This is a genomic window from Kitasatospora sp. MMS16-BH015 (assembly GCF_002943525.1).
Classification (GTDB): Bacteria; Actinomycetota; Actinomycetes; order Streptomycetales; family Streptomycetaceae; genus Kitasatospora.
This window is the reverse complement of record NZ_CP025394.1, coordinates 5840918-5854401: the sequence shown is the minus strand read 5'-3', so window position 1 is coordinate 5854401 and position 13484 is coordinate 5840918. Positions and strand designations below refer to the sequence as shown.

The 13484-nt window shown below is 72.4% G+C and carries 7 protein-coding genes; all 7 read left to right on the top strand.

All coding sequences use genetic code 11. The features are described from left to right. Positions 1 to 335 precede the first annotated feature (335 nt). The 7 genes from CFP65_RS25335 (at position 336) to pyk (ending at position 13408) form a co-directional block, all read left to right on the top strand. Complete coding sequence (locus tag CFP65_RS25335; protein WP_104821111.1) at positions 336 to 2291, top strand: alpha-1,4-glucan--maltose-1-phosphate maltosyltransferase; 1956 nt, start codon at positions 336 to 338, stop codon at positions 2289 to 2291. After that, a complete protein-coding gene (treS, locus tag CFP65_RS25330; RefSeq protein WP_104818358.1) occupies positions 2288 to 3991 on the top strand; it encodes a maltose alpha-D-glucosyltransferase in 1704 nt (567 codons plus the stop codon). Before CFP65_RS25335 ends, treS begins: the two co-directional genes overlap by 4 nt. A 237-nt stretch (positions 3992 to 4228) precedes the next feature. After that, positions 4229 to 5707, top strand: a complete 1479-nt coding sequence (locus CFP65_RS25325) for a phosphotransferase (RefSeq protein WP_158702352.1) — start codon at positions 4229 to 4231, stop codon at positions 5705 to 5707. Positions 5708 to 5801: 94 nt separating this feature from the next. Beyond that, positions 5802 to 8372, top strand: coding sequence for a 1,4-alpha-glucan branching protein GlgB (gene glgB / locus CFP65_RS25320; protein WP_104821110.1), 2571 nt, complete (start codon positions 5802 to 5804; stop codon positions 8370 to 8372). Between the two features lie 155 nt (positions 8373 to 8527). Beyond that, complete coding sequence (gene pta, locus CFP65_RS25315) at positions 8528 to 10669, top strand: phosphate acetyltransferase (protein ID WP_104818356.1); 2142 nt, start codon at positions 8528 to 8530, stop codon at positions 10667 to 10669. Further along, complete coding sequence (locus CFP65_RS25310) at positions 10666 to 11874, top strand: acetate kinase (RefSeq protein ID WP_104818355.1); 1209 nt, start codon at positions 10666 to 10668, stop codon at positions 11872 to 11874. Before pta ends, CFP65_RS25310 begins: the two co-directional genes overlap by 4 nt. Before the next feature lie 103 nt (positions 11875 to 11977). Continuing rightward, on the top strand, positions 11978 to 13408 hold the full coding sequence (pyk, locus tag CFP65_RS25305) for a pyruvate kinase (protein ID WP_104818354.1): 1431 nt from the start codon (positions 11978 to 11980) through the stop codon (positions 13406 to 13408). Positions 13409 to 13484 lie beyond the last annotated feature (76 nt).

Here is a 13484-nt window from a genome sequence, read left to right as displayed (position 1 = left end):
GGCCGGGCGCGACGGCGGAGCGGGGCTCCGGGCATACGTCCTCCCTCACCGATCTCGGGCAGGAGCTTGGCATGCACGGCGACACGCGGGACACGTCCACTTCGGCGACCGACCGCCCCGACGCCCCGTCAGGGGCCGAACCCCCGCTGCCCGCTCCGCGCGCCCCCCGGAAGACGGCGGCACGCAAGGCCGCCGCCACCGCGAACCCGCAGACTGCCACCAAAGCCCCGACCGCCCCGGAGCGCAAGAGCGCCACCGCTCGGGGGGCCGCCGCCCCCCGCAAAGCGGCGGCCCCCCGCAAGGCGGCCACCCGCCGAACGACAGAGAGCGACACCGTGATCGGCCGCATCCCCGTTCTGGACGTGACCCCCCTGATCGACGCCGGTCGCCGCCCGGCCAAGGCGGTCGTCGGCGAACGCTTCCTGGTCACCGCCACCGTCTTCCGCGAGGGCCACGACGCCGTCAACGCCAATGTGGTGCTGCGCGACCCGCGCGGGCGCAGCGGCCCCTGGACGCCGATGCGCGAGCTGGCCCCGGGCACCGACCGCTGGGGCGCGAACGTGACGCCCGCCGGCGAGGGCCGCTGGTCGTACCTGGTGGAGGCCTGGAGCGACCCGGTGGCCACCTGGCGCAAGGCGGCCGCCGTGAAGCTGCCGGCCGGGGTGGACACCGCGCTGGTCCTGGAGGAGGGCGCCCAGCTGATGGAGCGGGCGGCCGCCGGGGTGCCCAAGAAGGAGGGCCGAGCCCACGTGCTGGCCGCCGCCGACGCGCTGCGCGACCAGACCCTGCCGCCGCTCAGCCGGCTGGCCGCCGCGCTGGAGCCCGAGGTCACCCGCCTGCTGGAGCGGTACCCGCTGCGCGAGCTGGTCACCACCACCCGCCCGCTGCCGCTCCAGGTGGACCGCCGCCGGGCGCTCTACGGCTCCTGGTACGAGTTCTTCCCGCGCTCCGAGGGCGCCGTGGTCGACCCGGACGGCAACGAGCCGCCGGTCTCCGGCACCTTCCGCACCGCCGCCGAGCGGCTGCCCGCGGTGGCCGCGATGGGCTTCGACGTGCTCTACCTGCCGCCGATCCACCCGATCGGCCGGGCCTGGCGCAAGGGTCCGGACAACACCCTCACGGCCGGCCCGCACGACGTGGGCTCGCCCTGGGCGATCGGCTCCCCCGAGGGCGGCCACGACGCCGTCCACCCGGACCTGGGCACCATCGAGGACTTCGACTTCTTCGTCGAGGAGGCCAGGGCCCTGGGCCTGGAGATCGCCCTCGACTTCGCCCTCCAGTGCTCCCCCGACCACCCCTGGGTCAACAAGCACCCGGAGTGGTTCACCCACCGCGCCGACGGCACCATCGCCTACGCCGAGAACCCGCCGAAGAAGTACCAGGACATCCACCCGGTCAACTTCGACCAGGACATGGACGGCCTGGTCAAGGAGACCCTGCGGATCCTGCGGCACTGGATGGCCCACGGGGTGCGGATCTTCCGGGTGGACAACCCGCACACCAAGCCGGTGGTCTTCTGGGAGAAGGTGCTCGGCGACATCGCCCGCACCGACCCCGACGTGGTCTTCCTGGCCGAGGCCTTCACCCGCCCGGCGATGATGCACACCCTCGGGAAGATCGGCTTCCACCAGTCGTACACCTACTTCACCTGGCGCGAGACCAAGGCCGAGCTGGTCGAGTACCTCACCGAGCTGACCGGCGAGGCCGCCGCCTACATGCGCCCCAACTTCTTCGCCAACACCCCGGACATCCTGCCCGGGCACCTCCAGACCGGCGGCCCGGCGGCCTTCGCGCTGCGCGCGGTGCTGGCCGCCACCCTGGCCCCGAGCTACGGGGTCTACGCGGGCTACGAGCTGTACGAGAACCAGCCCACCCACCCGGGCTCGGAGGAGTACGCGAGCTCCGAGAAGTACGAGCTCCGCCCGCGCGACTGGTCCACCCAGGACACCCTGGCCCCGCTGCTCACCACCCTGAACCGCCTGCGCCGCCGGCACCCCGCGCTCCAGCAGCTGCGCGACCTGCGCTTCCTGGCGACCGACAACGAGCAGATCATCGCCTACGTCAAGACCGCCACCACCGAGGACGGTCTGACGGACGAGATCGTCACGGTGGTCAACCTCGACCCGCACCACCCTCAGGAAGCCACCGTGACCCTCGATTCGGAGGGGCCGGTGAGCGTGCACGACGAGCTCACCGGATCGGTCTGGACCTGGGGCAGGCACAACTACGTCCGGCTCGACCCCGCAATCGCGCCGGCTCACCTCCTCACGGTTCGGAGGAACCCGCAGTGACAGTCAACGACCCCGTCCACGACACCTTCGCCGAGACCTCGCCCTCCCAGCGCGACCCCGAGTGGTTCAAACGCGCGGTGTTCTACGAGGTCCTGGTCCGCTCCTTCCAGGACAGCAACGGAGACGGGGTCGGTGACCTCAAGGGCCTCACCGCCAAGCTCGACTACCTCCAGTGGCTCGGCGTGGACTGCCTCTGGCTGCCGCCCTTCTTCGCCTCCCCGCTGCGCGACGGCGGCTACGACGTGGCCGACTACAAGTCGGTGCTGCCCGAGTTCGGCGACCTGGCCGACTTCGTGGAGTTCGTGGACGCGGCGCACGCGCGCGGCATGCGGGTGATCATCGACTTCGTGATGAACCACACCAGCGACCAGCACCCGTGGTTCCAGGAGTCCCGCAAGGACCCGGACGGTCCGTACGGCGACTTCTACATGTGGGCCGACGACGACAAGCAGTACCCGGACGCCCGGATCATCTTCGTCGACACCGAGTCCTCCAACTGGACGTACGACCCCGTCCGCAAGCAGTACTTCTGGCACCGGTTCTTCTCGCACCAGCCCGACCTGAACTACGACAACCCGCGGGTGCAGGAGGAGATGGTCGCGGGCCTGCGGTTCTGGCTCGACCTCGGCATCGACGGCTTCCGGCTCGACGCGGTGCCGTACCTGTTCGCCCGCGAGGGCACCAACTGCGAGAACCTCCCCGAGACCCACGAGTTCCTCCAGCGGGTCCGCAAGGAGATCGACGCCGACTACCCGGACACCGTGCTGCTCGCCGAGGCCAACCAGTGGCCCGAGGACGTGGTCGACTACTTCGGCGACTTCGCCTCCGGCGGCGACGAGTGCCACATGGCCTTCCACTTCCCGGTGATGCCCCGGATCTTCATGGCCGTGCGCCGCGAGTCCCGGTACCCGGTCTCCGAGATCCTGGCCAAGACGCCGACCATCCCCGGCGGCTGCCAGTGGGGGATCTTCCTGCGCAACCACGACGAGCTGACCCTGGAGATGGTCACCGACGAGGAGCGCGACTACATGTACGCGGAGTACGCCAAGGACCCGCGGATGCGCGCCAACGTGGGCATCCGCCGCCGGCTGGCCCCGCTGCTCGAGAACGACCGGAACCAGATCGAGCTGTTCACCGCCCTGCTGCTCGCCCTGCCCGGCTCCCCGGTGCTCTACTACGGGGACGAGATCGGCATGGGCGACAACATCTGGCTGGGCGACCGGGACGGCGTCCGCACCCCGATGCAGTGGACCCCCGACCGCAATGCGGGTTTCTCCTCCGCAGACCCGGGCAGGCTCAGTCTGCCGCCCATCATGGACCCGGTCTACGGGTACCAGGTGACCAACGTCGAAGCCCAGCAGAGCAGTTCGAGCTCCCTGCTGCACTGGACGCGGCGCATGATCGAGATCCGCAAGCTCAACCCCGCGTTCGGCCTCGGCAGCTACACCGAGCTGCCCTCCAGCAACCCCGCGGTGCTGGCCTTCGTGCGCGAGTACGAGGGCGACCTGGTCATGTGCGTGAACAACTTCTCGCGGTTCGCGCAGCCGACCGAGCTGGACCTGCGGCGCTACGGGGGGCGGTACCCGGTGGAGCTGATCGGTGGTGTCCGGTTCCCGTCCATCGGCGAGTGGCCCTACCTGCTCACCCTGGCCGGTCACGGGTTCTACTGGTTCCAGCTGCGCAAGCCCCGCGCGAAGTAACGATCCATCAGGACCGCGTCAGTACCAGTACGTCCGGGGGCGCGAGCGCCGAGGCTCGCGCCCCCCGAAGCTCTCTGCACCACCGCGTACGGAGAACAGCCCAACGGCCACCCACACTATGGCGTGACACCCGAGCCCGGCTCGCGTGCCGTCGCCGCCGCGCCGCCGAAATCCGGAAGACTGACGGACCCGGCCAGACCCGTCGGGGCGTCGGCCCGCTTCCGGGGAAAGGGAGTCATGTCCGAAACCTCCCGTTCTCAAGCCCGTGTGCACCACGAGTCGTCCGACGGCGCGCCAGCGCCCGTCGCCGCGACCCGCGGCACCGGAGCTCGGAGAACCGCCCCCGGGGTCGGTGAGCTGGTGCAGGCCGCACTGCCGCTGATCGCCGGCTGGCTGCCCGGCCAGCGCTGGTACGCGGGCAAGGGGCGGGCCATCACCGGCCTCACCCCCGTGCTCGCCACCCCGCTCCAGGTCGGCGACCCGGCCCTGCTGCACCTGCTGCTCCGGGTCGACCACTCCGGCGGGAGCGACACCTACCAACTGCTGCTCGGCTCCCGCTCCGGCCAGCCCGCCGGGCTGCCACCGGCCACCGTGCTCGGCCGCCTCACCGGCGGCCCGTACGACGGCGCGGTGCTCTACGACGCCCTGCACGACCAGGAGCTGACCGGCCGTCTGCTCGAGCACCTGGCCACCGGCGACCGCTTCGGCTCGCTCTCCTTCCGCCGCACCCCCGGCCCCCAGCTGCCCAGCAACCTCCCCGGCCGCGCCTCCACCGCCGAGCAGTCCAACAGCTCGGTCATCTACGGCACCGCCTTCATCCTCAAGCTCTTCCGCCGGATCAGCCCCGGCACCAACCCCGACCTGGAGCTCTCGCTGGCCCTCTCCCGGGCCGGCTCCACCCGCATCCCGCGGGTGGCGGCCTGGTTCGAGAGCCGCTTGGAGCGATCGGAACCGGCCACTCTCGGCCTGCTCCAGCGCTACCTCCCGGACGCCGAGGACGGCTGGGAGCTCGCCCTCGACCAGGTCGGCCGGCTCAAGGGCGACCCGGCCCCCGGCAACTTCGCCATCGAGGCCCACCGGCTCGGCCGGGCCACCGCCGAGGTGCACCGGGTGCTGGCCCGCTCGATGCCGGTGGACCGGCTCGACCGGCACCAACTCTCGCTGCTCGCGGACGCGATGGGCGACCGGCTGGACAGCGCGGTGACGGCCGTGCCCGGCCTGCTGCGCTACCGCACCGCCCTGCGCACCGCCTTCCGCGCGCTCACCGCCGACCACCTGGACTCCGTCCCGGTGCAGCGGATCCACGGCGACCTGCACCTCGGCCAGGCCATGCGGACCCCGCACGGCTGGGTGCTGCTCGACTTCGAGGGCGAGCCCGCCAAGCCGGTCGCCGAACGGCGCCGGCCCCAGCCGGCCCTGCGGGACGTGGCCGCGATGCTCCGCTCCTTCGACTACGCCGCCGCCCACCTGCTGGCCGGCGCCCCGCACAACCCCGAGCTCGCCCACCTGGCCGCCGCCTGGGCCGCGCGCAACCGCACCGCCTACTGCGCCGGCTACAGCGCGGGCGGCGGCGCCGACCCGAACGCCTCCCCCGAGCTGATGCGGGCCCTGGAGATCGACAAGGCCGTCTACGAGGTGGTCTACGAGGCCAGACACCGTCCCAACTGGCTCCCCATCCCACTGGCCGCCATCAACCGCCTGGCCCTCACCGTCTGACGCCCGCCCGACACCCACCGGAGGACCCGCCGTGACCCCGCTCGGCCCGCCCAAGCACCCCCGTTCGCCCGCCATCCCCGCCACCTTCCTCCCGGTGGCCGGCCCGAACACCGGGCGCCGCACGGAGCACCGGCGGTCCCCCGCCGAATCGGCGGCCCCGGCGGCACCGGCGCCGGCGGCCGCCCCGGCGGAGCCGGAGGCCACCGCTGCAGGGCTGCCGGAGGCCACCGCTCCGGCGGAGCCGAAGGCCACCGCTCCGGGCCTGCCGAAGGCCTCGGCGGAGCCTGCGGCGGCCCTGGCCGACCGTCAGACCACCCCCGTGGCCCGGGCCCCGAAGGCCGTCGCTCCGGATCCCGCCTCCCCCGGCTCGGCGGCGCCGCGGGCCACCGCACCCGAGCCCGTCACCCCCGCCCCGGCGGACCCCCCGGCTGCCGCCGAGTGGGGGCGTGCGACCGCGTACGCCCCCCTCCGGCTGCCGGAGGCGCCGCTGCCGCCGGCCGAGGTGGAGCGGCTGCTCTCCGGGCGGCACCACGACCCGCACTCGCTCCTCGGGGCGCACCTGACCGCCGAGGGCGCCGCCGTGCGCGTGCTGCGGCCCTTCGCCGAGCGGGTGGTGATCGAGACCGAGCAGGGGCCCGCCGAGCTCATCCACCTCTCCTCCGGGCTGTTCACCGGCCTGTTCCCGGGCCGCCGGGACCTGCCCGCGTACCGCCTCCGGGTCGGCTACCCCGGCGCGGAGCCCCAGCTCCAGGAGGACGGCTACCGCGCCGCCCCCACCCTCGGCGAGCTCGACCTGCACCTGATCGCCGAGGGCCGGCACGAGCAGCTCTGGCAGGCCCTGGGCGCCCACCTGCGCGAGGTGGACGGCGTCGCCGGCACCGCCTTCGCCGTCTGGGCCCCCAACGCCGAGGGCGTCCGGGTGATCGGCAGCTTCAACCACTGGGACGGCACCGGCCACCCGATGCGCTCGCTCGGCTCCTCCGGCGTCTGGGAGCTCTTCGTCCCCGGCCTCACCGCGGGCACCACCTACAAGTACGAGATCCGCACCCGCGACGGCCGGGTGCTCCAGAAGGCCGACCCGCTGGCCCGGGCCACCCAGTGCCCGCCCGAGACGGCCTCCGTGGTGCACAGCTCCTCGTACGAGTGGCAGGACGCCGACTGGCTGGCCCGCCGCGCGCACGTGAAGCACCACCGCGCCCCGATGTCCGTCTACGAGCTCCACCTCGCCTCCTGGCGCCCCGACCTGACCAGCTACCGCGAGATCGCCGCGGTGCTCCCCGGCTACCTCACCGAACTCGGCTTCACCCACGTCGAGTTCATGCCGGTGATGGAGCACCCCTTCGGCGGCTCCTGGGGTTACCAGGTCACCGGCTTCTACGCCCCGACGGCCCGCCTCGGCGGCCCGGACGAGTTCAAGCACCTGGTCGACACGCTCCACCGGGCCGGCATCGGCGTGATCGTCGACTGGGTGCCCGCGCACTTCCCCAAGGACGAGTTCGCGCTGGCCCGGTTCGACGGCGAGCCGCTCTACGAGCCGGCCGACCCGCTGCGCGCCGAGCACCCGGACTGGGGCACCCTGGAGTTCGACTACGGCCGCACCGAGGTCCGCAACTTCCTGGTGGCGAACGCCGTCTACTGGTGCGAGGAGTACCACGTGGACGGCCTGCGGGTGGACGCGGTGGCCTCCATGCTCTACCTCGACTACTCCCGCGAGGGCGGCGCCTGGACGCCCAACCAGTACGGCGGCCGGGAGAACCTGGACGCCGCCGCCTTCCTGCAGGAGATGAACGCCACCGTCTACCGCCGCTGCCCCGGCGTGGTGACCATCGCCGAGGAGTCCACCGCCTGGGACGGCGTGACCCGGCCCACCGACAGCGGGGGCCTCGGCTTCGGACTGAAGTGGAACATGGGCTGGATGCACGACTCGCTCGTCTACATGTCCAAGGAGCCGGTGCACCGCAAGTTCCACCACGACGACATCACCTTCTCGATGGTGTACGCCTACTCCGAGAACTACGTGCTGCCCATCTCGCACGACGAAGTCGTCCACGGCAAGCGGTCATTGGTGAGCAAGATGCCCGGCGACTGGTGGCAGCAGCGGGCCGACCACCGGGCCTACCTCGGCTTCATGTGGGCCCATCCCGGCAAGCAACTCCTCTTCATGGGGCAGGAGTTCGCCCAGGGCGCCGAGTGGAGCCACGAGCAGGGCCCGCAGTGGTGGGTGCTGGCCGACGACTGGCCGGCCGCCCCCGACCACCGGGGCGTGCAGCGGTTGGTCGGCGACCTCAACGCGGTCTACCGGGCCACCCCCGCGCTCTGGGAGCAGGACACCACCCCGGCCGGCTTCGCCTGGCTGGACGGCGGCGCGGCCGAGGACAACGTGCTCTCCTTCGTCCGGTACGCCGCCGACGGCGGCCCGCTGGTGGCCGTCAGCAACTTCTCCCCCGTGGTGCGCCACTGCTACCGCGTCGGCCTGCCCCCGCTGGCCGGCGGCGAGCAGCTCTGGGAGGAGGCGCTCAACACCGACGCGGCCCGCTACGGCGGCGGCGACGTGACGAACTCGCACCCCGTCAAGTCCGAGCCCACCCCGTGGAACGGCCAGCCGCGCAGCGCCCAGCTGATCCTGCCGCCGCTGGCCACCGTCTGGCTGCGCCCGGCGACCTGACCGGGCCGCGGGGACAGGGACGAAGGCCCGCGCACCAAGGACCTTCGTCCCTGGCGTTCCGCGCCGCCGTCCGAGTGCGGCGGCCCGTCCACGGTGCAAATGTATGGTCGATGTGACCGATGGATGAGGACCGCGACGGGAACGGAGTACTCCAGGTGGCGCGCAGCGTGTACGTGACCGGGATCGACCGGGGGGACGGCCGCCAGGCGGTCGAGCTCGGGGTCATGGAACTGCTCACCCGCCAGGTCGACCGGGTCGGGGTGTTCCGTCCGCTGGTGCACGCGGACGCGCCCGGCCAGCCCGGCTCCGACCACGTGGTGGAGCTGCTGCGGGCCCGCTACCGGCTCGACCTGCCGGCCCAGGAGCTGTACGGCCTGACCTACGAGGAGGCCGCCGCCCTGCAGGCCGCCCAGGGGCAGGACGAGCTGGTCTCGGCCCTGGTGGACCGCTTCCGCACGCTGGAGAAGAAGTGCCAGGCGGTGCTGGTGCTCGGCACCGACTTCGCCGACACCAACATCCCCGACGAGCTGGCCTTCAACGCCCGCCTGGCCAACGAGTTCGGCGCCTCGGTGCTGCCCGTGGTCGGCGGCCACCGCGAGGACGGCCAGGCCGTGGTCGCCGAGGTGCGCAACGCCTACCGGGCCTACCGCGACCTGGGCTGCTCCACCCTGGCGATGATCGCCAACCGGGTGAACCCGGCGGCCAAGCAGCAGGTACTGCGCGGCCTGAGCGCCAAGCTGCCGATCCCCGCCTACGTGATCCCGGAGGAGGTGGCGCTGGCCGCCCCGACGGTGGCCCAGCTGGTCGAGGCCACCGGCGCCGAGGTGCTGCTGGGCGACGCGGCGGGCCTGGCCCGGGACGTGCGCGGCTACGTGTTCGGCGGCGCCATGCTGCCCACCTTCCTGGACGCGCTGACCGACAACGCGCTGGTGGTCACCCCGGGCGACCGGGCCGACCTGGTGATCGGCTCGCTGGCCGCGCACGCGGCCGGCGCCCCGCCGATCGCCGGCGTGCTGCTGACCCTCGGCCAGCACCCGGGCCCGAACGTGATGGCGCTGGCCGCCCGGCTGGCCCCCGGCACCCCGGTGGCCGTGGTGCCGGACGGCAGCTGGCCCACCGCCGCCGTGCTCACCCACCTGGAGGGCAAGCTCGGCTCGGCCAGCCCCCGGAAGGCCGAGATCGCCCTGGGCCTCTTCGAACTGCACGTGGATACCGCCGAGTTGACCGACCGGATCGAGCTGAGCCGGTCCGAGCGGGTCACCCCGATGATGTTCGAGCACGACCTCCTGGAGCGGGCCCGCTCGGACCGCCGGCACGTGGTGCTGCCCGAGGGCGAGGAGGAGCGGGTGCTACGCGCCGCCGAGGTGCTGCTGCGCCGCAACATCTGCGACCTCACCCTGCTGGGCGACCCGGAGGCGATCCGCCGCAAGGCGGCGGGCCTGGGCATCACCGTGCCCGACCACGACCCGACGGCCGACCGCGTCCAGGTGCAGATCGTCGACCCGGCCACCAGCCCGCTGCGCCGCCAGTTCGCCGAGCTCTACGCCAAGGCCCGGGCGCACAAGGGCATGACGGTGGAGCGGGCCCTGGACGTGGTCACCGACGTCTCCTACTTCGGCACCCTGATGGTGCAGGAGGGCATCGCCGACGGCATGGTCTCCGGCGCGGTGCACTCCACCGCCGCGACCATCCGGCCCGCCTTCGAGGTGATCAAGACCTCGCCGGGCGCGGCCATCGTGTCCAGCGTCTTCTTCATGTGCCTGGCCGACAAGGTGCTGGTCTACGGCGACTGCGCCGTCAACCCGGACCCGGACGCGCAGCAGCTGGCCGACATCGCGATCCAATCCGCCGCCACCGCCGCGCAGTTCGGCGTGGAGCCGCGGGTGGCGATGCTCTCCTACTCCACCGGCACCTCGGGCTCCGGCGCGGACGTGGACAAGGTCCGCAAGGCCACCGAGCTGGTCCGCGAGCTCCGGCCCGACCTGCTGGTCGAGGGCCCGATCCAGTACGACGCCGCGGTGGACGCGCACGTGGCCGCCACCAAGCTGCCGGGCTCACCGGTGGCCGGGCGGGCCACCGTGCTGATCTTCCCCGACCTCAACACGGGCAACAACACCTACAAGGCCGTCCAGCGCTCGGCCGGGGCGGTCGCCGTCGGCCCCGTGCTCCAGGGCCTGCGCAAGCCCGTCAACGACCTCTCCCGAGGCGCCCTCGTGGAGGACATCGTCAACACCGTGGCCATCACCGCCATCCAGGCCCAGGCCCCGGCCAACACCTCAACAGAAGGAGTCCAGTGAGCGCGGGCACCCGAGTCCTGGTCCTCAACGCCGGTTCCTCCTCGGTCAAGTACCAACTGATCGACATGCTGGACGGCGCCCGGCTGGCCTCCGGGCTGGTCGAGCGGATCGGGGAGGCCAACGGCCGCCTGGTGCACACCACCCGGGCCGGGGACAGACGCGAGCGGCTGGAGGTCTTCGCCGACCACGCCGCCGGCCTCAAGTCGGTGGCCGAGGAGCTGACCGCCGACGGGCTCGGCCTGGACTCCCCCGAGCTGGCCGCGATCGGCCACCGGGTGGTGCACGGCGGGATGCGGTTCACCGCGCCCACGCTGATCGACGACGAGGTGCTGGCCGAGGTCCGCCGCCTGGTGCCGGTGGCCCCGCTGCACAACCCCGCCAACATCACCGGCATCGAGGTGGCCCGGGCGCTGCGCCCGGACCTCCCCCAGGTGGCCGTCTTCGACACCGCCTTCCACGCGACCATGCCCGAGCACGCGGCCCGGTACGCGATCGACAAGGCGGTGGCCGACGAGCACCGGGTGCGCCGGTACGGCTTCCACGGCACCTCGCACCAGTACGTCTCCCGGGCCACCGCCGAGCTGCTCGGCAAGGCCCCGGCCGAGGTCAACGTGATCGTGCTGCACCTGGGCAACGGCGGCTCGGCCTCGGCCGTGGCCGGCGGGGTGTGCGTGGACACCTCGATGGGCCTGACCCCGCTGGAGGGCCTGGTGATGGGCACCCGTTCGGGTGACGTGGACCCGGGCGTGGTCTTCCACCTGCACCGGGTGGGCGGCCTGTCGATCGACGAGATCGACAACCTGCTCAACCGCCGCAGCGGCCTGCTGGGCCTGTGCGGGGACAACGACATGCGCGAGATCATGCGCCGCGCGGAGGAGGGCGACGCGGATGCCAGGCTCGCCTTCGACGCCTACGTGCACCGGCTGCGCAAGTACATCGGCGCCTACTACGCGGTGCTCGGCCGGGTGGACGCGATCGCCTTCACCGCCGGGGTCGGCGAGAACGCCGCGCCGGTGCGCGCGGCGGCCACCGCGGGCCTGGAGGAGCTGGGCATCTCGGTGGACCCGGAACTCAACTCGGTGCGCTCGGGCGAGGCCCGGGTCATCTCTCCGGAGTACGCCCGGGTGACGGTGGCCGTGGTGCCCACCGACGAGGAGCTGGAGATCGCCCAGCAGGCCTTCGCCCTGGTGCACGGGGCCGGTTGACCGGATGTCAGCCGGTCGTCCCATGCCTCGGAATGGTTCGTCGGCGATTTCTCTCGGTTCGAGCGAAAATGCACCCATAACACGAACGGATAGACTGACGGATATGCGCCGAGCGAAAATTGTCTGCACCCTGGGTCCGGCCACGGACTCCTACGAACAGCTGAAGGCCATCGTCGAAGCGGGCATGAACGTCGCCCGACTCAACATGAGCCACGGCTCCCACGCGGAGCACGAGGAGCGGTACCGCAAGGTCCGCCAGGTCTCCGCCGACACCGGCCGCACCATCGGTGTGCTGGCCGACCTGCAGGGGCCCAAGATCCGTCTGGCGACCTTCGCCAACGGACCGGTGACGGTGGACAACGGCGACCACTTCACCATCACCACCGAGGACGTCCCCGGTGACCAGTACATCTGCGGCACCACCTACAAGGGCCTGCCCGGCGACGTGAAGCCCGGCGACCCGATCCTGATCAACGACGGCGTCATCGCCCTGGAGGTCGTCAGCGTCGACGGCCCCCGCGTGAAGACCGTGGTCGTCGAGGGCGGCGTGCTCTCGAACAACAAGGGGATCAACCTCCCCGGCGCGGCCGTCAACGTCCCCGCCCTCTCCGAGAAGGACAAGGAGGACCTGCGCTTCGCCCTGGAACTGGGCGTCGACATGGTCGCGCTCTCCTTCGTCCGCAACGCCGCCGACATCAACGACGTGCACAAGGTCATGGACGAGGTCGGCATCCGGGTGCCGGTCATCGCCAAGATCGAGAAGCCGCAGGCCGTCGAGGCCATGGAGGAGATCGTCCTCGCCTTCGACGCCATCATGGTCGCCCGCGGCGACCTCGCGGTGGAGTACCCGCTGGAGCGGGTGCCGCTGGTGCAGAAGCAGCTCATCACGCTGGCCCGCCGCAACGCCAAGCCGGTGATCGTCGCCACCCAGATGATGGAGTCGATGATCCACGCCTCGCGGCCGACCCGCGCCGAGGCCTCCGACGTCGCCAACGCCATCCTGGACGGCGCCGACGCGGTGATGCTCTCCGCCGAGTCCAGCGTCGGCAAGTACCCGGTCGAGACGGTCAAGACCATGAGCCGGATCGCCGAGACGGCCGAGGAGGAGCTGCTCGCGCAGGGCCTCCAGCCGCTCAACCCGGGCCGCAAGCCGCGCACCCAGGGCGGCTCGATCGCCCGCGCCGCCTGCGAGCTGGGCGACTTCCTGAACGCCAAGGGCCTGGTGGCCTTCACCAAGTCCGGCGACACCGCCCGCCGGCTCTCCCGGTACCGCTCGCCGATCCCGGTGATCGCCTTCACCCCGGACGCCTGCACCCGCAACCAGCTCTCGCTGAGCTGGGGCGTCGAGGCGTACGTGACCGAGCAGGTCAACACCACCGACGAGATGGTGCTCCAGGTCGACCGCGAGCTGCTGCGCCTGAACCGCCTCACCGAGGGCGAGACGGTGATCGTCACGGCCGGCTCCCCGCCCGGCATCCCCGGCAACACCAACATGGTCCAGGTGCACCACCTGGGCGCCCGCGCCGGCCTCTAGGCCCGAGCCCGGAAACACCTGTGGGGCGCCCCCTCCCGGCACGGAGGGGGCGCCCCACGGGCGTCTGCGGCCCGGA